Below are 25151 nucleotides of genomic sequence, written 5' to 3'. Positions count from 1 at the left end.
TGATAAAAAGACTGATAAGAAAATTGATAGATGGCAAAAAATTTCAGAGGTTGCTGCTAAACAATCCAAAAGAGATTATATTCCACAAGTTTACCATCCAATAAAGATAGAAGATTTAAAGGATTTTGATGGTGAGTTGATAGTTTGCTATGAAAATGAAGAGGACCTTAGATTTTTAGATGACGAATTGTCAAATCAAATGCAACACCAACTTCTATGGCCCCTTATATAAATCTTTTTTATACAGACCAATTGTCAAATCAAATGCAACACCTATGGTAAGAGACCAAAAAGTTCTTCTTTAGGTGTTTTATATTTTATACATTTTCTAGGTCTATTATTCATTAAACTTAAGTTATAATTTAATTCATCAATATTCACTTCTGATAAATCCATACCCTTAGGATAAAACTCCCTCAAAAGTCCGTTACTATTTTCATTTGTACCTTTTTGCCATGCACAATAGGGATCACAAAAATAAGTTTTGCATCCTAATTCTTTTTCTATTTTCTCAAATTCTGAAAATTCTTTACCTCTATCAAAGGTTATTGTTTTTACTAATTCTTTTGGATAATCTTTTAATGCATTTATTATTGCTGGTGTTACGCTTTCCGACTTTCTATTTTCAACTAGGATTGCTATATAATATCTAGATTTTCTTTCTGCTAAAGTTACGAAACAACATCTACTTTTCCTTTTATGATCTAATCTGCCTGATTCCACTGTATCTGCTTCCCAGTGGCCTAATTCTTGCCTTCTGTATATCTCTTTAGGTCTTTTCTTAATTGTTCTACCTTTATCATTGAATTTTCCTCTTTTTTCTGCTGGCCTTTTAAATTTAGCTTTTCTTCTCAAATTTTTCATACTAGTTTTTGGCAGCTTTTTGGCGTGTATCATTCTATATATCGTTGATGTAGATGGTAATTCATGAATCTCATTTGTGTTTCTATTTGATATTTGTTCAGGGGACCAATGTTCGTTAATCTTTACAGTTAAATAATCAATAACATCTTTAGAAAATTTACTTTTTCTATGGCAGTCTTTTCTTCTATCAATATATTTATCATTTGCCTTTATCGGAAAGTACTTAGTGTAACTTCCCCTACTAACTTTTATCTTAGATGAATTTCTTTTAATTTCTCTAGATATTGTACTAGGTGACCTTTTAAGTGCTTGTGCAATTTTCCTTATACTCATTCCTAAATTTAAAAATTGGTAAATACAAGATCTTTCTTCTATGGTAAGATGGTTATAGCTCATAGTTAATCACTCCTTTTAATATGTTTTGTTTGGTCACTTACATATTAACACAGCTGATTAGCTATGAGTTTATTTATGTTGCACTTGTTATGATAAATTATCAATTCAATAAATACTATATCTTTAATCTTATCTTTTATCTTCTTTTCTATCAATCTAATCCACCCATATACGCTCTTTTTCTCATTGTTGATTTTGAAAGTATGTTAAATAGAGAGCCTCTAAACACTACGTAAAAAGCTGTTATGACTTCTATAATCATAAATCTCGCAACATCTGTTATTCCATATGATACTCCAATAGGAATACTAACTACATCTGACAACATACTTCCTACAACACCAAGGTTTGTTAAAACTAAAACTATTACTAAATATAATGCCAGCGGTAGTCCCCATTGAATTATATTTTCCTTCATAAAATTAGCAGAGTATGAATAAGCTTCTACATAACTCTCTCCCCTTATGTAAATAGCCTCTGCTATAGGATTGAATACCACGAAAATTCCTATAGTTACTATGGCTAACAAACTAAAGCTAAGATTCAGCAAATTGTTTATTATAAACATAATAAATAACACAGAATAAATCGATGCAAAATTTCTAGTGAAGGAATTTTTAAAATTTCTAAAACTAATTCTTCCAAATGCATTTAAGTCAGATAACATTTCATAATAACTAGATAAAACTAAAACTGTGATTATGGGTGTTATAAAGCCATAAGCAAATCCTCCTACACCTCTCATAACATTTCCCATTAACATATTGGCATAGTATAACAACACTGAATATGCTGCGGGCATTATAATCATAATCGGATTATTTTTCATTCTGCTCATGGTTTCTCTTTTAGCTTTTGAATACACCATTTGTAAATCATTTAATAACAAAATATCACCTCTCTTGATATTTAATATATCCTTTGTAGAACTTATTTTCAATAGAAGTTATAATATAAGAATGGAGGTAGTTATGAAAAAAATTAAATTGACATATTTTGTGCTTGTATTTTTGTTAATACTAAACACAAATGTATATGCGAAAGAAGTTTTGCGAGAAGAGTTTAGCCCTGGTGCTACTCGAGTTAGCCACGATGTAAACTATCAAAATAAGAAAGTTAGGGTTGAGGTTATAGAGCTTGATTTAAACAATCCATACCTCAATCTAAAAGTTATAGCAGGAGATGGAAAGTACACTCAACGTGCAACTGTCTCATCAATGGCAAAGAGAACTAATGCTGAGGCTCTTGTCAATGCCGACTATTTTAATATGATACTTCAAGGTGCACCTGATAACGCTTCAATTATCGATGGAAGATTAGTGAGCTCTCCTAGTGTATATACTGATCGTCATACTCTTGGAATCACTTCAGACAATAGAGCCATTATAGACACAACCTATTTTGAAGGCAAGGTTGTCGCAGCCAACAATGCGTCTTATCCTATAGATGGGCTAAATAGATCTTATTATTGGTATGACGGTACAGGTGAGTACTCTCACGAAAATAAAATTCAAGTTTATAATGACTTTTGGGCTTCTGCTTCAAGAGGCGAAAAGAAAAACAGTGAAGTTTTGGTAAACTCTGACGGAACTGTTGAGGCTATTTCCCAAGGAAAGAATTTTAATTTCCCAGTGCCTGATGGAAAACAAATTCTACAAGTAGATGGACAAGCTTTGAATTTTATAAATGCAAATGTAAAAGTTGGTGATAAAATTAAAGTTGATTACAAAATAACTCCTGACTACAATTTTAAATTTATGGTTGGTGGTCATGCTTTGTTAGTAAACAACGGACAAGCTGTTAAATACACTAAAGATATAAACGTACTTGGTGGAAGAAGGGCTAGAACCGCAGCTGGAATTTCTGCCGACGGAAAGAAAATTTACTTAGCAGCTGCTGAAGGAAGAACTTCTCGTTCAGCCGGACTTACTCTTGGTGAATTATCCGACTTCATGATTTCCATAGGTTGTAACAAAGCCGTAAATCTTGACGGTGGTGGTTCAACTGCAATGGTATTAAAAGAGCTTGGCAGTCCTGAAAGAACAAGAGTAATCAATCCAGAAAAAAATTCTGCTGAAAGAAAAGTTGTATCAGGAATAGGAATTTTTAATACAGCACCTGTTACTGGAGTTCCAAAGGGAATTAAATTTAAGGGTCCTGATTCAATTGTTGTTGGAGAAAGCGCACTATACACAGTAGTAGGCGCTTGGGACGAAAATTTACACCCTGTAGACACATCTTCTTGGACTTACCAATACAACAGTAGCAACCCTGAAAGTGCTTCATTCTTTGAGTCATACCTATTAGGTTTAACTCCTGGAAGTATCACCGCAACTCTTAGCGCTTCAAATGGTTTGACAGCAACCAAAGAAATCACCGTTAAGGGTTTTGATGAAATAGTTAAACTTAATGCCAAAGTAGACAAAAAGAGAATTTCTGATGGAGAGACACTTAATGTTACTACTGAAGCTACTTTAAAGGACGGCAGAACTGTAGTATTAAGTCCTAAAGTATTGTCTTATTCACTAGATGGATTTGTAGGTAATTTTGATGAAAATGGAAATTTAGTCATAACTTCTACAGCAGACTTGTATAAGGCTAACATAAATGTTTCTGTTGGTGACAAAACCACGTCCACTACAATTTATGATGCTTCGGCAAAAGTTATAGAGATGACTATAGATAAAAAACAGTATTCAATAAATTCAGAAAAACAAAAAATGGATACTGCTCCGTTTATAAAAGACTCCAGAACTTTAGTGCCAGTTAGATTTGTTGCTGAGGCGATAGGCGCTCAAGTTGAGTGGAATGAAGAGGAGCAATTGGTTAAAATAACTAATGGTGAAAATATTCTGACTTTAAAGATTGGAGAAAACTCATACAACTTAAACGGAAAAGATTTAGAGATGGATACTCAATCCATTATTAAAGACTCCAGAACATTTATACCTATAAGATTTGTTGCTGAGGCTCTTGGATTAAATGTCGAGTACAACGATTCAACAAGAACAGTAACACTTATAGATATTAAATAAAATTTTAAATACGGATTTATCGAAAGATAGTCCAACAAAAGCAGCTAACTCGTATAGAGAAGGCTGCTTTTTATATTAGTGTTATTATAATTTTAGTTTCACGTTGATTTTCTGATCATGCACCGACGAGATCCCGATCGGTTTTTCGTAGGAGAAGTACGAGATTTGGAAGCTATATTTTTATATCAGCATTTCAACAATACTTTTGGTTCGGACTACATCGGGCGGGTCTATCGTGCCGCCCCTACATAAAAAAATATCTGCAGCATAAGCCACAGATATCTTTCTTTTTACATTTTGTTTGGTGCTTCTATACCAAGTAATCCCAATCCTGATTTAAGAACTGTCTTAACAGCATAAGCTAACATAAGTCTTTGTTCTTTTAATTTTGCATCATCCACTAAGATTTGTGTTGAGTTATAGTATTTATTAAACTCTTTTGCAAGCTCTGTTATATGTCTTGTTACAAAATATGGTTCATATTTTTCGTGAGCATCTACAACTACATTTGAGAAATTATAGATAAGTCTTAATAAATTCACTTCTGACTCTTCAACCAATAGATTTTCATCTAAAGTTACTGGAGTGAATTCTCCTCTTTCAAGAATTGAATTAATTCTTGCGTGAGTATATTGAACATAAGGTCCTGTTTCACCTTCAAAAGATAGAGTGTTATCCCAATCAAAAGTATAGTCTTTTATTCTTTGGTTGAAAAGTTCTTGGAATTTGATAGCTCCAACTCCAACTTGTCTAGCAAGTTTTTCTTTGTCATCTATCTCTTGTCCTCTTTCTTTTTCACGATTGTCCAAAATTTCCATTACTTTTTCTATTGATTTATTTAATAAATCTTCAAGATAAACTACATTTCCCTTTCTCGTTGAAAGAGTTCCCTCTTGTAGAGAAACCATACCAAATGGAATGTGAACTACCTTATCAGACCAATCATATCCCATCTTTTCTAATACATATTTCAATTGTTTGAAGTGTAGTATTTGTTGAGAGCCAACTACATATATCATCTTTTCAGGGCTGTGTTCTCTTTCTCTATAAGATGCAGTTGCAACGTCTCTTGTTAAATAAATTGTAGAACCATCGCTCTTTAATATAAGAGCTGGTGGTATATTGTATTCGTCTAAATTTACAATCTTAGCTCCGTTAGACTCTTCTAATACACCTTTTTGTTCCATTCTCTCAACTTCTGCTGCCATCTTATCTGAATAGAAAGACTCTCCCTTGTAAGTATCAAATTCTATACCTAAAATTTTATAAACTCTTTCAAATTCTTCCATGGAAACTTCTCTTATCCATTTCCACATTTCAACAGCTTTTTCGTCACCTTCTTCTAATTTTTTAAACCAGTGTCTACATTCTTCAAGAAGGGCTTCGTCTTCTTCTGCTTCTTGGTTTATTCTAACGTATAGTTTCAATAGTTCAGGAATTGGATTTTTCTTAATTTCTTCTTCATTTCCCCATTTTTCTATTGCAACTATTAATTTTCCAAATTGTGTACCGTAATCGCCAAGGTGATTATAAGATATTGTATTGTATCCTAAAAAGTCATATATTTTCTTTATTGAGTCTCCGATTAATGTAGTTCTTATGTGGCCTATATGGAATGGTTTTGCAATGTTAGGAGAAGAATATTCTACTATAACATTCTTACCTTCGCCTATAGTAAGCTTTCCATAATCTTCTTTAGCTTCGTAAACAGCACCTAAAACTTCTTTAGCTAATTTGTCTTTATTGATAAAGAAATTTATATAAGCAGCCTTTGATTCAACTTTTTCAAATAGGTCGCTATTTATTGATTCTGCTATTTCTGATGCGATTATATTAGGATTTTTTCTATAAACTTTCGCAAGTGAGAACACAGGAAATGCATAGTCTCCCATCTCATAGTTCGGTGGTGTCTCTATTGATGAAAATATTTTTTCATAATCTAAGCTATCAATTTTTTCTACAAGTATATTAGCCATTTCAGCTTTAAAATTTAGCATATTTACTCCTTTAATTTTTAAATTCTACTACTGTAGCTCCATATCCACCTTGGTTGGCTGGTGCATCTTCATAGTGTTTAACATATTTATTCTTTCTAAGATAATTTCTTATCTTCTCTCTAAGTACGCCTGTACCTTTGCCGTGAATTATCCTAATTTCTTTAATTCCAGACAAATAAGCATCATCTATATATTTATCAATAATAACTCTGGCGTCTTCAAAATTATTTCCTCTTATATCTATTTCAGTCTTTATATACTTACTCTTATTGTCTATTATCTTTCTTGTCTTAGTCTTTTGCACTTCTTTTTCTGCATTTGTCCTGACAAGAGTTTCAAGAGGCAATTTCATCTTAAGCATACCCATTTGAACTAATACTTGATTTTTAGAATCTGGAAGTTCCAATACAATCCCTTCCGAATTTAGAGATGTGGCTCTGACAGTTTCTCCAACTTTGAGTTCCCCTATAATTTCTTCTGCCTTTTCTAGTACAAATTCACTTTTCTTTTGAGCAGATTTGAAACTTTCTCTGTATAAATCCTGAGCTTCTTGAAGTTTTCTAGCTTGTGCTGAACTCATTTGCTCTCTAAGTTCAGAGAGTTCATTAACCACAAGTTCCATATTTTCTCGTGTGCTAAGCACCAATCTATTCGCTTCTTCTCTAGCTTTCTCAAGCACTTTTTCTCGCTCTTGATTTAACTTTTCAATTTCTTTCTTTAATTGATCATTTTTCTTTTTATATTCCAAGCTCTCAGCTTCGGCAGCTTGTTTATATTCTTCAATACGAGTTCTATCCTTTTCGATAGAAGATAGGACTTCCTCGAACTCGATATTTTCATCAGAAATCATCTTTTTAGCATCTCTTATAATTATATCAGGTAATCCAAGTTTTTTTGAAATTTCAAAAGCATTACTTTTCCCAGGAACCCCTATAAGCAATTTGTACGTTGGAGAAAGTGTGTCTACATTAAACTCCATAGTTGCATTTTGAACGCCTTCAGTTGATAGTGCATAGAGTTTCAATTGGTTATAGTGAGTTGTAGATATACATCTTATCTTTCTTCTTAACATAAAATCCATTATGGACCTTGCAAGAGCAGCCCCTTCAGTAGGATCAGTTCCTGCTCCAAGCTCATCAAAGATAACCAAACTCTTAGGAGTGATATCCTTTAAAATTTCAACTATATTTATCATATGAGATGAAAATGTAGAAAGAGATTGTTCTATACTCTGTTCATCCCCTATGTCAGCTAATACCTTATCAAAAATTGCAATTTCAGAATCTTCAGTTGCCGGAATGTGCAGACCATATTGAGCCATCAATGTCAAAAGACCTAGCGTCTTTATAGATACAGTCTTACCACCAGTGTTAGGACCTGTTATTATAAGCGATGTAAAATCCTTTCCAAGATTTATATCAATCGGCACAACTTTTTTCTTATCGAGTAGAGGATGCCTTGCCGATTTTAAGTTCACATAACCCAAATCATTTATAATAGGTTTTCTTCCATCATAATCAAGCGAAAGCTTACCTTTTGCAAATATAAAGTCAATATCTCTGAGCAGAACTTGATTTAATAGAATTTCATGACGAACGTCATCTACTCTGCTAGAAATTTCTTGTAATATTCGCTCAATCTCTTCTCTTTCTTCAAGTTCCAATCCCCTTAGCTCATTGTTTATATTTACAACTGCTAATGGTTCTATATAAACTGTCTGTTTACTAGAACTCATATCATGAACAATACCTTTTACTTTGGATTTATGTTCATTTTTTACAGGTATTACATATCTCCCCTCACGAATAGTTACAATTGCATCTTGTAAATATTCACTTCCCGAAGAAATCATTGAGCTAAGCCTTTCTCTTATGCTATCTTTTTTCTTTGAAATTTGTCTTCTTATACTAGCAAGCTTTTGAGATGCCGAATCAGATATTTCATTTTCAGATATTATAGCATCAGAGATAGTATCCTCTATCTTTTTAAAAGCCATTAGACCTTCAGAATAATTGACCAATATCTCCGACTGCAAATCGGATTCATCAGGCGCTAAATAGTTTTTCAAATACCTTGAAACCCTTAAAAAGTCTCCAACTTTTATAAGCTGCCCCGCCGTCAGGTAACCACCAATTTCCAATCGCTTCATATAGCTTGACATATCATATATTCCAAAAAGAGGCGGTTCGCCTCTCTTTATAATATAGTCCACAGCTTCTGTAGTTTCCTTAAGCCTTTGCACTACCTCTATTTTATCTAATGATATTTTAATTTCATCAGCATACTCAATTGCCAATTCAGAAGACATCATACTCTTTAGTTTTTCTATCATCTTATCAAATTCTAAAACTCTATAAGATTTTAAAATAGGTTCATCCATTTAGAACCCCCCTGTTATAATGTCCATACGTTATATTTCCATACTTATCAATTAAATTGTTTTTTATATTTATACCATCAAAAGCTTCTCTGTTCAAAATATTTTTATACACTTTTATTGTTTCGTAAACATCTTCTCTCAAATTCAATTTGAAACTTTCTATTCCACAATCCATAAAAGTCTTTATTTTGTCAGATAACATTATAGGATGCGAGTTAAATATTTCTGAAATATTAGAACTTCTTTCAACTAAGAATTTCTCTCCTCTTGCATCTTCTAAGTAAAATCCTTTTGAATATTTACATTTTTCACAATTAGAATCTATAGAGCACGCAAGATTTACAGACATCGGGCAATGTAGCATTGTCATAACCGGCAAAAGCCCATGCGATACAACTTCAATATACTCTCCATATTCCTTTGCTATTTCTCTTATCTGCTCTTTGTTCAATTCAGGAGACAAACATACCCTTATAAAGCCCATCTCCAACAACTTGCTGACCGTTACTTTGTTGAATACATTTAAGCCTATATCAGCTACCTTATCTATCTTAAAATCTTTTAACAGTGAAATTTGAGATAAATTATTTATATAAACCTCTTCAAATATATCCGTAGATTTCAAAATTTCCAAAGTCTTTTCCAAATCTCTTGTGGATTGGAACTTTTTAAAAACACCGCTCAACTTAATATTATTTTCATGAGCTGTTTTTTCAATTTCTCTATTAAAATTATCTATTGGCATACAAATCTTTATTCCATCAAAGTTTTTGATTCTCTTTAAATCCTCTATCGAATAAATTTCTACGGATAAATTTTTGGATACCTTCTTTTTACTTCTATATAGACTGTATTTAATCTTTCCATGTTCTCTGTTAGATAAATATTTTTTGTCCAAAAGCTCTAATGCATTTCTTCTCAAGTTGTTTATCTCTGATATTGGAATGAATATATCTTCATCTACATCCAACTTCAAATCAACTAAATTATAGACTGTACCGCCCAACTTAGAAATATTTTCAGAAACTTTCTCCTTGGAAACACCTTTTTTCTGCGCCTTTTCAACTATATAATCAGATACAAATTCAACATCAAACTCTTTTGTGTTCAACTTAATTATAGGTTGCTCTCCTACTTTAAATTTGCACTTAATCGATAAATCTCTGTACTTTACTTCTGAATTTAGATTTTCTTTTATCTCTTTATCTAAATTCTCAGAATAGTTTCTATAAATTTTGGAATTGGCTTGAACTCTTTTTTGTAAATTTAGTTTAACTATTCCTTTTGAATAGTCTCTATCTACTTTAAATCCAACACTCTTATTCTTGTCAAAGATTTCAATACCGTCTCCTCGAGATATATCCTCAAAGAATTCAACTTCAATAGAATCTCCTTTAACACATACCACGATGCCAACTTCTCTACCTCTGTTGCTCGGCTTCTCCACAGTTATAAAATCTTTTCCAAAATCTCCAAATGCCAATCCAGATGTGAATCCTCTGCTGAAAATTTGCTCAACTTTATCTTTATCAATTTGTGTTACTTTGTTATCTATCGCTTTTCTATATGCGCTGACAACTTGATACACATATTCTGGATTTTTCATTCTACCTTCAATTTTTAATGAAAATATTCCATTGTCTATAAGTTCATCTAAAGTATTTAGCGAGTTTAAATCCTTCGGAGAGATGTAGTACTTGCTTTCAAACTCTCTTCCATCTAAACCAATTATCTTATAGCTTTTTCTACAAGCCTGCGCGCAATCTCCCCTGTTGCCGGATCTGCCACCTATCATGGAACTCATTAGGCATTCTCCGGAGAAAGATACACATAGAGCTCCGTGTATAAATCCCTCGACATCCAGATTGGTGAATTCATCTACAAGCTTCATATCTTCAAGACCGGTTTCTCTAGCTAATACCACTCTTTCAAATCCAAAATCTTCAATTGTCTTAGCACCATATAAATTGTTAATGGCCATTTGAGTGCTCGCATGAACTTCTATAGGAAGGTCGCTCTGTGCAACAGTAGTTCCAAAACCTAAATCTTGTACTATTATTCCATCCACACCAATTTCATTTAGATATTCCACAAGTCTAAATGCATCTTCTATTTCATTATCTAAGAGCAGAATATTTGCCGTTACATAAATTTTAACTCCTCTTAAATGAGCATATTCCACGGCAAGTTTGACTTGTTCTCTATCAAAATTAAACGCTTTTGCTCTCGCACTGAATTTATCAGTTCCTAAATAAATGGCATCAGCCCCGGCTTTGACTGCGGAAATTAAACTTTCCATGCCACCTGCCGGAGCTAATAATTCAACTTTATCTATCATTTAAACTTTCAATCTCTCTATTTAAGTCTATAATTCTCTTTTGAGATTCAAATATTTGCTCTTCCAAAGAATTCTTTTCAGATTTTGTCTTTTCAACCTCTTCTGTTAATTCTTTTATCTTTAAAGCAAATTGCTTAGAATCCTCTCTCAATTTTTGATTTTCATTTATAAGAGAATCATAATCCTTTTGTTTTCTTTCACTCTGTTCTTTCAATTTAACATTCTCAGAAATCGAAGAATTGAGTTTTGCCTTCAACTCTTCAATTTCATTTAAGGTGTTTAAATTCTTTTCTTCAACAGAGCCCTCTTGTATATTACTTAGCTTTTCTGCTTCTTTATCCTTTTCTTCAAGAATGTTTAAAGCAGTTAAAATAAGAGCTTGTACTTGATTAAGTCTGTAATTAGAATTTTGTATAGTCTTAATTCTCTTGTCTAAATCATCAGCAAATTTCTTAACTTTCGTCTCCTCTCCACCAACGACATAGAAGTTCATATCATCTATTTGAACTTTTACTTTTTCACTGCTCATATACTCCTCCTTAAGACCTTAAAGTAGCATCAAATTTTTCTTCAATTGCCTTTGTAATCTTCTCAGTTATTTCATTTACTTCTGTATCAACTAAAGTCTTTTCTAAAGATCTAAATATAAGTGAAAATGCTATTGATTTTTTATCTGCACCTAAAGCTTCAGATCTATAAATATCAAATACTTTAAACTCTTCAAGTAATTCAGATCCATGTTCTCTAGCTACTTTTTCTATTTCATAAGCCGGAACTTCATTATCCATTAAGAATGCCAAGTCTCTCTTCATAGAAGGATATTTAGGGATTTCTTTAAATGTATAATTTTCTTTAGCTAAGTCTAAAAGCTTATAGAAATCTAATTCTGCAACATAACATTTTTTCTTGATATCATAATTTTCAAGAACTATAGGATGCACTTCTCCAAAGAACCCTAAGCTTTCTTCTCCCACAAATATTTCTGCAGAAACACCTGGGTGTAAGAATTCAGTCTCAGCTCTCTTTAATTCAAATTTTTCAATTCCTATTTGCCATAGAGCTCTTCTTATAACTTCTTTTAAGAAGTAGAAATCTCCTAAGTCATAGAATCCTATTGATAATTTAGTAACCTCTGTTGGTAGATCTTCATCAGCTTTTGGAATAAATGTATTTCCAAATTCAAATCCTGCTACATTCAAGTTACCTCTGTGTGCATTATATGAAAGAACTTCCATCATATTTGATGTAAGAGTAGTTCTCATAATGCTATATTCTTCTCCAAGTGGATTGATTATCTTTACAACATTTCTAAGTTCATCATTTTCATGTAAGTTCAATTTATCAAAATTCTTTGGACTTACAAATGAGTATGTCATAAACTCGTTGAATCCAAGAGATAGTAATATGTTTTTAACTCTTCTCTCAAGCATTCTAAGCTCAGATCTTCCACCTACTGAAAGGCTTCCTTCAAGTGGCTTAGGTTGAATATTGTGGTAGCCATATATTCTTGCAATTTCTTCTATTAAATCTTCTTCAATTTCAAGATCAAGTCTGAAAGTAGGAACAGTAGCTACAAGCACATCTCCACTAACTTCTGTTTCGATAAATAATCTATTTAAAATCTTAGCAACTTCTTCAGTGCTAAATTCCATCCCGATTAATTTGTTTACTCTTTCAGTTCTAAGCTTTATTTTTTTCTCTACAGCTTTTTCTGGATAGATGTCAAATTCTCCGGCTACTACATCAGCTAATTTTATTTCTTCTGCAAGTTCACAAACTCTTTGAACGGCTGTCTTAGCAGAAGTTACATCTACTCCCTTTTCAAATCTTGAAGATGCTTCACTTCTAAGTCCAAGTCTCTTTGATGTCTTTCTTATGAAAGCTTTGTCAAAATTTGCCCCTTCAAGTAAAACTCTCTTAGTTGTAGGCTTTATTTCTGAATCCAACCCACCCATGATACCAGCAAGTCCAATTACATTTTCTCCGTCAGTTATTACTATATCTTCACTCTTTAACTCTCTAACTTCTCCATCAAGAGTCTTTAAAGTTTCATCATCTTTAGCTTGTCTAACAACTATTTTCTTAGTTTTTAACTCATCTAAATCATAAGCATGTAGAGGTTGTCCATATTCAAGCATTACAAAATTTGTTAAATCCACGATGTTGTTTATAGGTCTAACTCCAGCTGCAACAAGGTGATTTTGTAACCAAAGCGGAGATGCTTTAATTTCAACATCTTTCAAAACTTTAGCATAAAATCTTTTACAGTTTTCAGTTTCTATTACTACATCTTCAAAGTACTCTTCAATACTTTCGACTTCATTTTTAATTTGAGGCATTTCAAGCTTTAGTGGCACATCAAAAGTTGCACTCACTTCTCTAGCCATACCTATAATTGAAAGGCAATCAGGTCTGTTTGGAGTTATTTCAAATTCTATAATTTCTCCATCTAATCCAAGAGCCTCTATTGCTGAAATTCCTACTTCAGTGTTTTCATCAAATATATAGATTCCATCCTTAGCTTCTTTTGCTATTACAGATTGGTCATATCCAAGTTCTTCTAAAGAACAAAGCATACCATTTGACTCAACACCTCTTAGCTTACCCTTCTTTATCTTCACTCCACCTGCAATATGAGATCCAGATAAAGCTACAGGTACAACAGCGCCTTCAAAAACATTTTGTGCTCCTGTAACTATTTGGATAACTTCATCTTTAACATCTAATTGACATACTACAAGTTTATCTGCATCAGGATGTTTTTCTATTTTTAAAATTTTACCAACTACTATTTTTGATAAATTTTCAGCTCTATTTATAATTGATTCTACGTGAGAACCAGTTAAACTCAATTCGTCTGCTACTTCTTTAATATCTAAATTTAAATCTATATAATCACTTAACCATTTAACAGGTAAAAACATTTAAGGCCTCCACTAAAATTGATTTAAGAATCTGTTGTCATTTTCAAATAACAATCTTATATCGTTCAACTTGTACTTAATCATTGCAATTCTGTCTATTCCCATTCCAAATGCAAATCCAGAATATTTTTCAGGATCTATTCCACAGTTTCTAAGCACATTAGGGTGAACCATACCGCAACCCAATAATTCCATTGACCAACCAGTGTTGTGGCAGCTTGGACATCCCTTTCCACCACATACAGTACAAGTTACGTCAACTTCAGCTGAAGGTTCTGTAAATGGGAAGTAGTGAGGTCTAAATCTTGTCTTTATTTCATCTCCAAATAAAGTCTTAACAAATATGTTTAAAGTTTCAAATAAATTTGCCATTGAAATCTTTTCATCAATGATAAGTCCCTCTAATTGATGGAACATTGGTGAGTGAGTTGCATCCACTTCATCAGATCTAAATACTCTTCCTGAACAAACCATTCTTAGTGGAGCTCCATATTGTTTCATCGCTCTTATTTGAACTGGTGATGTTTGAGTTCTCAAAACAGTTTTATCATCAATATAAAAAGTATCTGATAGATCTCTAGATGGGTGATCCATAGGAGCATTTAAAAGATCAAAGTTGTTTGCTACAGACTCAACTTCAGGACCATCTATAACCATAAATCCCATACTTATAAATAAATCTTCAAGCTCTTCTATAGTTTTTATAAGAGGATGCTCATGTCCTACTAAAAGAGGTTCTTTATTTAAAGTTATATCTATTCTTTCACTCTCTAATTTTTCTAACAGTTCTTTATTTTTTAATGTAGTAATCTTATCTTGTAGGCTGTTTTCTATCTCTGTTCTAACTTCGTTTGCCAAAGCTCCGATAACAGGTCTTTCTTCTGCAGAAAGTTTTCCCATTTCCTTCATAACTGCAGTGATTTCACCTTTTTTACCAAGATACTTAACTCTCAATTGGTCCAATTCTTTTAAATCTTGAATTTCATTTAATTCACTTTGGACTCTTGCTTTTATGTCTAATAATTTTTCTTTCATTACATCCTCCGATCCATTGTAGCTATCTGTTTATTATAGCATTTTGAGCCATACATATCAATTAAAGCACGATAACCATAAATCATTACAAAAAAATAAGCAATGGATTTTTCCACTGCTTATTTTAACGATAATTTATCATAACAAGTGCAACATAAATAAACTCATAGCTAATCAGCTGTGTTAATATGTAAGTGACCAAACAAAACATATTAAAAGGAGTGATTAACTATGAGCTATAACCATCTTACCATAGAAGAAAGATCTTGTATTTACCAATTTTTAAATTTAGGAATGAGTATAAGGAAAATTGCACAAGCACTTAAAAGGTCACCTAGTACAATATCTAGAGAAATTAAAAGAAATTCATCTAAGATAAAAGTTAGTAGGGGAAGTTACACTAAGTACTTTCCGATAAAGGCAAATGATAAATATATTGATAGAAGAAAAGACTGCCATAGAAAAAGTAAATTTTCTAAAGATGTTATTGATTATTTAACTGTAAAGATTAACGAACATTGGTCCCCTGAACAAATATCAAATAGAAACACAAATGAGATTCATGAATTACCATCTACATCAACGATATATAGAATGATACACGCCAAAAAGCTGCCAAAAACTAGTATGAAAAATTTGAGAAGAAAAGCTAAATTTAAAAGGCCAGCAGAAAAAAGAGGAAAATTCAATGATAAAGGTAGAACAATTAAGAAAAGACCTAAAGAGATATACAGAAGGCAAGAATTAGGCCACTGGGAAGCAGATACAGTGGAATCAGGCAGATTAGATCATAAAAGGAAAAGTAGATGTTGTTTCGTAACTTTAGCAGAAAGAAAATCTAGATATTATATAGCAATCCTAGTTGAAAATAGAAAGTCGGAAAGCGTAACACCAGCAATAATAAATGCATTAAAAGATTATCCAAAAGAATTAGTAAAAACAATAACCTTTGATAGAGGTAAAGAATTTTTCAGAATTTGAGAAAATAGAAAAAGAATTAGGATGCAAAACTTATTTTTGTGATCCCTATTGTGCATGGCAAAAAGGTACAAATGAAAATAGTAACGGACTTTTGAGGGAGTTTTATCCTAAGGGTATGGGTTTATCAGAAGTGAATATTGATGAATTAAATTATAACTTAAGTTTAATGAATAATAGACCTAGAAAATGTATAAAATATAAAACACCTAAAGAAGAACTTTTTGGTCTCTTACCATAGGTGTTGCATTTGATTTGACAATTCGTCTAACTAATTAGTTGTCGCCTTCTTTTATCATTTGCTCAGCCATATCTCTATCCTCTTTTGTTGGAGGGAAGATTATATTAGCAAGTATAGAAATTATACATACGCAAGCAACTGTATCTTTAAAGATGAATTGGAACATTGATGGTAGTCCAACTAGAGCTTCTGGATGAGCTCCTAATCCAAGTCCTAAACCAAATGTTATACCTAAAACTATTACGTTTCTATCGCTGAAACCTGCTTTAGCTATCATCTTTATACCGTTTATCATAATCATAGAGAATACTGTGATAACAGCTCCACCTAAAACACTTGCTGGCATGATGTTGAATAACATACCAACTTTAGGTAAGAAAGCTGATGCCATAAGTACAAATGCTCCCATAGCAACACACCATTTGTTAACAACTTTAGTCATAGCAACTATACCAGCGTTTTGACCAAATGCTGTATTTGGAAGTGCGTTGAAAAGTACAGCAACTGTTGATCCAAGAGCGTCTGCTAAAATAGCTCCTGAAGTTTCTTCAGCTGTTGCTTCTCTGTTGAATCCTGCTATAGTTATACCATTTGAGTTACCTATTGTTTCAAGTCCTGAAACTATATAAATTGTAGCAAAACTTACAACAGCTCCTATAGGGAATCTTAATTCCCAAGGTTTTATTATAGGTAGTGGTGCTCCAACTACGTTAGCATTCATAACTGGTGTGAAATCTATCTTACCTATGAAAGCTGCTACTATATAACCTACTATTAATCCTATTAGAATAGCTGATATTTTCCACATTCCCTTTCCAAATCTTTGTAAGAAAGTGATTACAAAAAATACTAAGAATCCTAAAGCTAAGTTTTGTGCAGAACCGAAGTCTTCAGCTCCTACACCACCTGCGAAGTAGTTTACTCCTACTTTTAAAAGGTTAACTCCCATAGTGATCAAAACACTACCTACAACTAGTGGTGGGAAAAGTCCTTTAACTTGTTTGTAGAATAAACCTATTAAAACTTCAACCATACTTCCTAAACAAGCTGCTCCAAGAACTACTGAAAGTGCATATTCAGGCCCAAAACTTACATAATCGCCTCCTATTGTCGCTGCTGTTGAAACGAATGCAAATGAAGTACCCATTACAATTGGAAGTCCAGCTCCTATTTGGAACTTACCTATTTTGATTGGATAAAGTTGAATAAAAGTTGTAAGACCTGATACAAACATAGCACATTGAATCATTCTTAAACTTAATTCAGTACCACTTAACCCCAAAACCCCTATTAGTATTAACACCGGTGCTAAATTTCCTGCAAACATTGCAAGTACGTGTTGAAAACCAATAGGAAATGCAACTTTAAAACTTGGTTTGCCCTCTAACTGGTAGATAAGCTCTTTGTCACTTAATGTGTTCACGTTTTTTTCCATAACTCTCTCCTAATCTTTTTTTGATTTTATCTCGAGAAAAGCTTTAGCCTTATTTTAAATTAATATATTTATAATAGCTTCAAATATAAATTATTTAATACTCAGCAAATCAACTCAACCTATCAAATCTAACGCATAACACATAGGCTTTGTCGAATATGTAAAAGCTTTTCCTTCAAACTGTGTGGATTTTTGCAACTAATTCCTAAAAAGTGTCTGCAAAATTACGAAAACATATACCTTCAGATTATTTCTCAATTATGCAAAGTAGATATTATCATACCACCTGCCAATCAAGCTACTGAAAACGTATATCATCTTTGGAAAATATTTTCATTTACACTGTTATTATATAATTTTTTTCCATATTTTACAATATAAATTTTGCTAAAGTGTTTTCTAGGTGAAGTAAATTAATAAATTTAAATTTCTGCTTGAAAAATATAAAAAACTGTGCTAATATAAATAAAGCGTTCGGCGACATAGCCAAGTGGTAAGGCACGGGTCTGCAACACCCTTATCGCCAGTTCGAATCTGGCTGTCGCCTCCATTTTTTAAAACTCTGTAGTTTCAAAGCTACAGAGTTTTTTATTTTCAAGTTTCTCTATTTCAAATTATTTTATTTATTTGAACTCATAATTAAAATTTCAATTAAAAAAAGCGACCTATTGGCCGCTTCTCTAATACAATTATTTTCTATTTGATTTTCTCCAAATTCCAGCTTTTTCTGCTTGTTTAATTAAATCTTCTCTAAATTCTGGAGATGCTAAGTTTATTATTCCTTCTGCTCTTTCCCAAGTAGATTTACCCTTGCAGTTGAAAATTCCGTGTTCAGTTACAATATAGTGTGTATTTGGTCTTGCTGCAGTGATAATTGTACCAGGTTCAAAGTTTAATACAATTCTAGATTCTTCCTTATCTTCTTTCTTGTTGTAGAACTTAGAAGATAGACAGATGAAACTCTTTCCACCCTTTGCTAAATAAGCTCCTAAAACGAAGTCAAGTTGTCCACCAGCTCCTGAGATATGTTTAAATCCTGAAGATTCTGAAGATACTTGTCCAAATAAATCTACGTTTACAGCGTTATTTATAGATACAAAGTTGTCTAGTTGAGCTATTACTCTTGCATCGTTTGTATATCCTACTGTTGAAGCCATACATGATGGGTTGTTATCTACGAAATCATAAAGTTTTTTAGAACCCGCAGCGAACGCATAAGTTTGTCTAAATCTATCTATATTTTTTCTTGCTCCTGTAATCTTGCCTGCATTAGCTAAATCTACAAAAGCATCTACTAACATTTCAGTATGAACCCCTAAATCTTTTAGATCACTTTGAGCTAATAGAGAACCTACGGCATTTGGCATCCCGCCTATACCTAATTGGATACAACTTCCGTCTACCATTTCCCCTACGATTAATTCGGCAACCTTTCTATCAACTTCACCAAATGTTCCTGCTGGAAGTTCTTTGATGTCAGGATTTTCTCCTTCTACGATGTAGTCAACTTCAGATATATGAACTACATTTTCTACTCCACCTAAAGCAACTGGGAGTTTTTCATTGATTTCTACAACTACCAAGTCAGCAACTTCAATAGCAGCTTTTAAATGAGATGCATTCAAGCCAAAGTTAAAATATCCATGTTTGTCCATTGGAGTAGTTACAAGGTATGCAATATTTAAATCAACATTTTCTCTGTACCATCTTGGTAATTCTGAATATCTAAGTGGTGCATAGAAACCTGCATCTGTTTTGTTTATTCTGTTTCTGTCAGCTCCACCAGCATGCCATGTCTTCCAAATGAAAGCATTTCCTTCAGGATCTGCATTAAAAATTTCAGGAACTCCCATTAGAACTCCACCCATTACAACTACATTTTCAAGTTCTCCCGCACGTTTAGCAAGCGCCTTGTCGATTGCAACTGGAGTTTGACCTGCCCATGCAAAGTCTATAGTGTCGCCACTTTTTACAAATGAAGCTGCTTTTTCAGCAGAGATAAGTTTATCATTATATTCCTTTTTAAAATCCATAAAGTCCTCCATAATTAAATAAATGTTTTCAATAAACTATTTTCTTTATACCCCTAAAAAATTATAAATTGCATATTTAATACAAAATTTGTACTTCTTTGACAAAGTTTTCAAAATCTATAATTCTTCGTTCTAATACTTCTTTATTTATATCTATATTATATTCCTTTTTATCTACTAATGAAACCACCTTAGCAGAACTAACTCTTTTGCCAGTTATCTTTTCATAGGCATAAGTGTAGATTTGAAGTTGAGCTGAATAGTGTCGTAATTTTTCTTCATTCATCTCTCCGGTCTTTAAATCTACGATTTCCAAACAACCGTTTACTTCTCTTATCTCATCTATAAACCCATGCACTATGCAGTTTTCAAGCCCTAAATAGAACTCCCACTCCTTGGCAACTGCCACTTCAGCATTATCGTTATAATAGTCTATTAGCTTTCTGAGCTCTTCAACTATCTCCTGTTTATATTCCACTCCATATTTCAAAAGCTCTTGCTCTATAAATAAATCAATTTCATTTACCGGATTCTCCGCATATTTATGAACTATATTTCCCTTTATAATAGGGTCAAGTTCTCCTATACTTCCTCCCAATTTCAATTCAACATCATTTCCAAGTACATATCTTTTAAAATACAAATCTTTATTTTCTCTATAGAGCATGTACTGAGATACTGAATAGTATTCTGAAACAGCTGTCTTGTCGTAATATCTATCTCTGATTAAAGTTTCATTGTAGAGTCTTGCGCTATCTACTGTTGGCTGATTACAAACTATGCTCTCTGCTCTTTTCTCTGTACTCTGCAAGTCAAATATAAGTTCTTCTAATTCATCAATTCCAGAATCAAATAACAATTCTTTATAGGTATTGCTTGGAGTTTTGGCTAACTCACTATTCCAAACAAATGTCAAAACCTGTTTCGCCCTTGTGCAAGCAACGTAAAATATTCTTATTTCCTCTTCTAATGCCTGTTCTTCTTTTTCTTTTCTATTCATGGTGTAAATTGAGTTTCTACCCTCAATATTTATTCCAACTCCATTAGAACCTATTTCTATAAGATTATTTCTATTAGATATTTTATATGACTTATCACTATCCATAATTATTACATAATCATATTCCAAGCCCTTAGACTTGTGTATAGTGATTAAGTTTACAGCACTATCTGACGGCTCCTGTTCAATTTCCATCCCTACAATATGGTCTATAAATTCAAGTATGTTGGATGTATTTGCACATTCAAATTCCATGGCATATATGACAAGCTGTCTTAGATTTTTTATTCCGACTTCTCCTTTAAAGAAGTATGCTATCTCATAAAAATCTAATTCAGATATTATTTTTTCTATCAAGTTCGATAAGCTCAACACCTTTGAATATTCTCTGAGCCTATTTAATTTGTATTCTGCTATTTTAAATTTACTTTGGTCTGATTTTTCTAATATATTTAGAAAATCATCTCCCCATTCTCCATAGCTTGTATATTCATTTGCCAATAAAAATATAGCATCTTCACTCAACCCACACTCTGGCATTTTCAAATAACTTAAATGACTTATTATGTCATGTTCATTTGAGATAGCTTTTAGAGTTATGATTAAGTCTTGTATTTCTCTATTTTTATAAAAATTTGTAGATGTGTTTGAGACTTCTATATTCCTCTTTATGAGCTCTCTTTCCATCTCTTCCATACTCTGTTTTTTTCTATACAATATGGCGATTTCCCCTTGAGAAACTCCTGAACTTATCAAGTGTTCAACATAATCTGCTACAGCTTTAATTTCATTATCTGACTCTAGTATCTTTAACTTTTCTTCACCTGAAACATTTGCATTTAATGCAGAATATTTATCTCCCATAAGCTTTTCAAATATGAAATTATATGACTCAATCAGTTTTTTCGAACTTCTATAATTTTCAGTAAGTTCAAGAATCTCTGCTCCACAAGCGCTCATATTGTCTATATATTCTCTGTAAGTCTGAATAGAACCCCCTCTAAATGAATAAATAGACTGCTTAGGATCTCCAACTACAAATAGATTTAAATTTGGATTGCTCTTAGTTAGTAAATCCAATATTTTAGTCTGTATATGATTTGTATCTTGAAATTCATCTACCATCACATACTTATATTGGACTCCAACGGTCTCTAAAATCTTTAAAGCATATTCTTGCAAATCATCATAGTCTAAAGCACTTATCTTTTGCTTTGCCTTTTTATACTCTAAATCAATTTCATCAATCAATCTTAAAACTAACTCTATATATTCTACATTTTTAGTTTCGAGTGAAAGCTGCATATTCTTGATTTCAGTCTTTATTTCTTCTAATAAGTCTTCTTTACCTTTTTTAGTCCCCAAGTTGTCTTCAATTTCTTTCAAAAATTCAACAGTCGGTTCTTCTAAAAATTCTCTATACTCATCTGTTTCTATAAATTTTTTAAATTTACTTCTATTGGTAAGTTCTTCTGAAAACTCATTTAAAAGTTCAATTAAGTTAGAAAAATTTGGAGTTTTAATTTTATTTAAAATTCCATCAGTTAGATTTTTTAATTTAGAAACTGTATATCCTAAGTTCTTCATTTCATAGTAATTACTTAGCAATTCTTTTTCTAAAAAATCAGTTGATATGCTTTTTTTCTCAAACATTAAGTTGTATAAACTGTCTATATTTTTATTAACTACTTTTTCTATTGTACTTTTTAAAATTTTGTTGGAATCTTGACTCTCCAAAACAACATATTCCGGATCAACACCAACACTTATAGGATATCTAGAAATCAATTCAGAACAGAATCCGTGTATTGTGTATATAGAAGCTTTGGAAATGGATTTTTGCATCTCAATAAGTCTGCTATCGTTAGAATTAATAAGAGCCTTTTTTATTTTTAATCTCATTTCTGCAGCTGCTTTTTTGGTGAACGTTATGGCTAAAATAGAGTCTATATCCTCTCCACTTTTTAAAATATTTAAAAACCTATTCGTTAAGACTTGTGTCTTGCCAGTTCCAGCTCCTGCCATTAAAACTATATCTCTATCAATGCTCTCGGCTGCTATTTTTTGTATTTTATTAAGCTCCATTTTAACTCCTTGCCAAATCCTTGATTCGTGAGTCTACATCATCCCAGTCATCAAAAATTCCATCATACATAAAATATATAATACTTAGTGCATTGTTCAGTGCATCTGCTAATTTTGCATCAAATTCTTCTGTGCTCAACTGATTGCTTGCACCTTTTATCTTTCCAAGTTTTTCAGCATTTCTTATAACGTGTGATACCTCTGATTTCTTTATAACGCCGTACTTTCCTTCAACGCATTTACCTTCAAAAAAACTCATGTATATTGGAATTTGAAATACTTCCATACCTTGTTTATTAAACCCTGGAGCATTAGAGAGTTTATAATCTGTTACAATTACATGCCCTTCTAAACTTTCGTCCACTCTGTCTATTCTGCCTTTAAGTTCTATCTTGCCAATTTTTATCACAAATGGATATTCAAAATATTTCGGTTTAAATCCATCTCTATTCTCTAAATCTGCTTTTATATATTCAGATAACATTGCTGAATATATTTCTTTTCTAAGTTTCGGAAGTTCTCTATTTTGAGCAACAGACTCCACTATTTCATTTAACCTATTTAAGTCAAGTGAGTCACATTGTTTAAAATATCTTTCAAGAATTTTGTGGAAATCTATTCCAATTTCCAGGTTGGTTTGATCTTGATCCTCTACAAAATCTTTTAAGCCCACTAATTCTAAATATAGAAAACTATATGGCGACCTAACCCAACTATCTAAATCGCTTACTTTAAATCCTCTATTGTCAATTTTAAGCTTCAGTATTTCTTTGGCATTCCCCGATAAAGTAATTTTATTTCCCAAAAGAATTCTAAGTCTTTCCTCAAAAATTCTATTTAAGATTTCTTCAATATCGTTTTTAGACTGATACATTTCTAAATAGCCTAAATCATTGCCCTCTTTAACTTCTAATATTGACTTAGAAAAAAGCTCTATCATAGTCGAAACCCTATTTTCAGAAATAGAATCCAAATTTAAAATAGAATTGTATGCCGATACATTCTCTTCATCTCTAAAAATTATTGTTTTATTTGCAGAATTCAGTGCTATTAAAAGTTTTAAAAGCTCTCTTTGGTAAATTTCATCTTCATTATCCAATTCAAAACCTATTTTTTTTAAAAACTCATATTCTGTTTCCACTATAAAGTTGTCGCTTCTATACTTAGGGAAATTTTCATCAAAAGAAGTGATATACAAGTTATCAAATTTGTACTTTAAACTTCCATCTAGAGTAAAAACTTTGGACTTAAAAGGATCGTTATCTTCAATTGAAATCTTATCTAAATATTCAAGCAATATATCCGTATACTCTTTTAATGATACCTCGCTAAAATACTCTCCATACTCAATTAGCTTATCTAAAATTGAATGAATTGCATTTAATGCGCTTATATCATTTTTATATATTTCATAATCTCCTAAAACCACATAAAATTCTTCTATAGCATCTACAGCTTTATCCAACAAATTGGAAAATAGATTTGAATAATTAGCGAAAATATCTTTGCTATTTATAGAAACTTTTAGCGATTCAAGAGTTTCAAAAAAAGGTTTTAATTCTATTTCTGATGAAATTTCAGTTTGCGTATTTTTAACTAACTCATCTAAATTTTTAAAATCAATTTTTAAAATTTCAGAATTAATTTTTTCATTCGAGCCTTCAACTCTAAAATATTTAAGGTCTAAGCGTCTTAGTAAATTAGTTCTGTTTTGTTCCAACGTATAATTTACCAACGATTTAAACTCTTCAACTATTTTCAGTTCAACGCCCTTATTAACTATATAATTTAGTTTTATTTTTTCAAAGCTTGCCATTTGCCTTATCTTCTTCACATCGGAAAGAGATATTACATCCGGCCTTTTACCTTCAATTAAATCTTTTTTTATAGACGAATTGTCAAATCAAATGCAACACCTATGGTAAGAGACCAAAAAGTTCTTCTTTAGGTGTTTATATTTATACATCTTCTAGGTCTATTATTCATTAAACTTAAGTTATAATTTAATTCATCAATATTCACTTCTGATAAATCCATACCCTTAGGATAAAACTCCCTCAAAAGTCCGTTACTATTTCATTTGTACCTTTTTGCCATGCACAATAGGGATCACAAAAATAAGTTTTTGCATCCTAATTCTTTTCTATTTTCTCAAATTCTGAAAATTCTTTACCTCTATCAAAGGTTATTGTTTTTACTAATTCTTTTGGATAATCTTTTAATGCATTTATTATTGCTGGTGTTACGCTTTCCGACTTTCTATTTTCAACTAGGATTGCTATATAATATCTAGATTTTCTTTCTGCTAAAGTTACGAAACAACATCTACTTTTCCTTTGCCACTTTGGCATTTTCATACTACTTTAATTGTCCTAAAAAATCATTAATATATATTGCCATACTTGGCGGA

14 protein-coding genes, 1 tRNA gene and 2 pseudogenes are annotated in these 25151 nt (G+C 32.0%); 4 read left to right on the top strand and 13 right to left on the bottom strand.

Annotated features, from left to right (window positions below; all coding sequences use genetic code 11):
- The coding region (locus tag B8869_RS00220; protein ID WP_144017913.1) for a 16S rRNA (uracil(1498)-N(3))-methyltransferase at window positions 1-232 on the top strand (232 nt) is incomplete at its 5' end.
- A gap of 41 nt (window positions 233-273) precedes the next feature.
- Here the strand turns inward: B8869_RS00220 and B8869_RS00215 are convergent.
- Complete coding sequence (locus B8869_RS00215; protein WP_084229742.1) at window positions 274-1260, bottom strand: IS30 family transposase; 987 nt, start codon at window positions 1258-1260, stop codon at window positions 274-276.
- Between the two features lie 151 nt (window positions 1261-1411).
- On the bottom strand, window positions 1412-2149 hold the full coding sequence (locus tag B8869_RS00210; protein WP_084229741.1) for a hypothetical protein: 738 nt from the start codon (window positions 2147-2149) through the stop codon (window positions 1412-1414).
- 82 nt (window positions 2150-2231) lie between these two features.
- Here B8869_RS00210 and B8869_RS00205 point away from each other — a divergent pair, with 82 nt between their 5' ends.
- Window positions 2232-4295 carry a stalk domain-containing protein gene (locus tag B8869_RS00205; protein ID WP_159445212.1) on the top strand — a complete coding sequence of 688 codons (2064 nt, stop codon included), beginning with the start codon at window positions 2232-2234 and terminating at the stop codon, window positions 4293-4295.
- A 290-nt stretch (window positions 4296-4585) separates the two neighbouring features.
- Here the strand turns inward: B8869_RS00205 and argS are convergent, their stop codons facing one another.
- Genes argS through pheS form a run of 6 tightly spaced genes read right to left on the bottom strand, consistent with a single transcriptional unit; the run spans window position 4586 to window position 14969 of the window.
- Window positions 4586-6292, bottom strand: coding sequence for an arginine--tRNA ligase (gene argS / locus B8869_RS00200; RefSeq protein ID WP_084229739.1), 1707 nt, complete (start codon window positions 6290-6292; stop codon window positions 4586-4588).
- A gap of 10 nt (window positions 6293-6302) precedes the next feature.
- Window positions 6303-8672 (bottom strand): endonuclease MutS2, encoded by a 2370-nt coding sequence (locus tag B8869_RS00195; RefSeq protein WP_084229738.1) that lies wholly within the window; start codon window positions 8670-8672, stop codon window positions 6303-6305.
- The gene (locus tag B8869_RS00190) at window positions 8665-11010 is read right to left on the bottom strand and encodes a U32 family peptidase (RefSeq protein WP_084229737.1); all 2346 of its coding nucleotides are present in this window, start codon (window positions 11008-11010) and stop codon (window positions 8665-8667) included. Before B8869_RS00190 ends, B8869_RS00195 begins: the two co-directional genes overlap by 8 nt.
- On the bottom strand, window positions 11000-11539 hold the full coding sequence (locus tag B8869_RS00185; protein WP_084229736.1) for a cell division protein ZapA: 540 nt from the start codon (window positions 11537-11539) through the stop codon (window positions 11000-11002). The genes B8869_RS00190 and B8869_RS00185 overlap by 11 nt, the downstream gene beginning before the upstream one ends.
- Before the next feature lie 10 nt (window positions 11540-11549).
- On the bottom strand, window positions 11550-13934 hold the full coding sequence (gene pheT / locus B8869_RS00180; protein ID WP_084229735.1) for a phenylalanine--tRNA ligase subunit beta: 2385 nt from the start codon (window positions 13932-13934) through the stop codon (window positions 11550-11552).
- A 12-nt stretch (window positions 13935-13946) separates the two neighbouring features.
- Window positions 13947-14969, bottom strand: a complete 1023-nt coding sequence (gene pheS / locus B8869_RS00175) for a phenylalanine--tRNA ligase subunit alpha (RefSeq protein ID WP_084229734.1) — start codon at window positions 14967-14969, stop codon at window positions 13947-13949.
- 231 nt (window positions 14970-15200) lie between these two features.
- Here pheS and B8869_RS00170 point away from each other — a divergent pair.
- Window positions 15201-16188, top strand: a pseudogene (locus B8869_RS00170) (IS30 family transposase).
- A 34-nt stretch (window positions 16189-16222) separates the two neighbouring features.
- Here the strand turns inward: B8869_RS00170 and B8869_RS00165 are convergent.
- The gene (locus B8869_RS00165; protein WP_084229733.1) at window positions 16223-17623 is read right to left on the bottom strand and encodes a uracil-xanthine permease family protein; all 1401 of its coding nucleotides are present in this window, start codon (window positions 17621-17623) and stop codon (window positions 16223-16225) included.
- 476 nt (window positions 17624-18099) lie between these two features.
- Between B8869_RS00165 and B8869_RS00160 the strand changes: the two genes are divergently transcribed.
- Window positions 18100-18173, top strand: a tRNA-Cys gene (locus B8869_RS00160).
- A gap of 139 nt (window positions 18174-18312) precedes the next feature.
- On the opposite strand, the gene B8869_RS00155 is transcribed toward B8869_RS00160, so the two are convergent.
- The 4 genes and pseudogenes from B8869_RS00155 to B8869_RS12560 all read right to left on the bottom strand — a co-directional run.
- Window positions 18313-19656 (bottom strand): butyryl-CoA:acetate CoA-transferase, encoded by a 1344-nt coding sequence (locus B8869_RS00155; RefSeq protein ID WP_084229732.1) that lies wholly within the window; start codon window positions 19654-19656, stop codon window positions 18313-18315.
- Window positions 19657-19732: 76 nt separating this feature from the next.
- The gene (locus B8869_RS00150; RefSeq protein WP_084229731.1) at window positions 19733-22741 is read right to left on the bottom strand and encodes a UvrD-helicase domain-containing protein; all 3009 of its coding nucleotides are present in this window, start codon (window positions 22739-22741) and stop codon (window positions 19733-19735) included.
- Between the two features lies 1 nt (window position 22742).
- Entirely contained in the window at window positions 22743-24557 is a 1815-nt protein-coding gene (locus B8869_RS00145; protein WP_084229730.1) for a PD-(D/E)XK nuclease family protein, read from the bottom strand.
- A 100-nt stretch (window positions 24558-24657) separates the two neighbouring features.
- Window positions 24658-25080 (bottom strand): annotated as a pseudogene (locus B8869_RS12560) (IS30 family transposase); the annotation flags it as partial.
- Window positions 25081-25151: the final 71 nt, after the last annotated feature.

It is taken from the genome of Peptoniphilus asaccharolyticus DSM 20463 (assembly GCF_900176115.1).
Classification (GTDB): Bacteria; Bacillota; Clostridia; order Tissierellales; family Peptoniphilaceae; genus Peptoniphilus; species Peptoniphilus asaccharolyticus.
The sequence above is the reverse complement of the archived record's forward strand: the minus strand, read 5'-3'. Positions and strand labels throughout refer to the sequence as shown.

Coding starts and splice junctions, on each gene's coding strand:
- B8869_RS00215 (WP_084229742.1), bottom strand. CDS start 1,260: ATGAGCTATAACCATCTTACCATAGAAGAAAGATCTTGTATTTACCAA.
- B8869_RS00205 (WP_159445212.1), top strand. CDS start 2,232: ATGAAAAAAATTAAATTGACATATTTTGTGCTTGTATTTTTGTTAATA.
- argS (WP_084229739.1), bottom strand. CDS start 6,292: ATGCTAAATTTTAAAGCTGAAATGGCTAATATACTTGTAGAAAAAATT.
- B8869_RS00195 (WP_084229738.1), bottom strand. CDS start 8,672: ATGGATGAACCTATTTTAAAATCTTATAGAGTTTTAGAATTTGATAAG.
- B8869_RS00190 (WP_084229737.1), bottom strand. CDS start 11,010: ATGATAGATAAAGTTGAATTATTAGCTCCGGCAGGTGGCATGGAAAGT.
- B8869_RS00185 (WP_084229736.1), bottom strand. CDS start 11,539: ATGAGCAGTGAAAAAGTAAAAGTTCAAATAGATGATATGAACTTCTAT.
- pheT (WP_084229735.1), bottom strand. CDS start 13,934: ATGTTTTTACCTGTTAAATGGTTAAGTGATTATATAGATTTAAATTTA.
- pheS (WP_084229734.1), bottom strand. CDS start 14,969: ATGAAAGAAAAATTATTAGACATAAAAGCAAGAGTCCAAAGTGAATTA.
- B8869_RS00165 (WP_084229733.1), bottom strand. CDS start 17,623: ATGGAAAAAAACGTGAACACATTAAGTGACAAAGAGCTTATCTACCAG.
- B8869_RS00155 (WP_084229732.1), bottom strand. CDS start 19,656: ATGGATTTTAAAAAGGAATATAATGATAAACTTATCTCTGCTGAAAAA.
- B8869_RS00150 (WP_084229731.1), bottom strand. CDS start 22,741: ATGGAGCTTAATAAAATACAAAAAATAGCAGCCGAGAGCATTGATAGA.
- B8869_RS00145 (WP_084229730.1), bottom strand. CDS start 24,557: ATGGCAAGCTTTGAAAAAATAAAACTAAATTATATAGTTAATAAGGGC.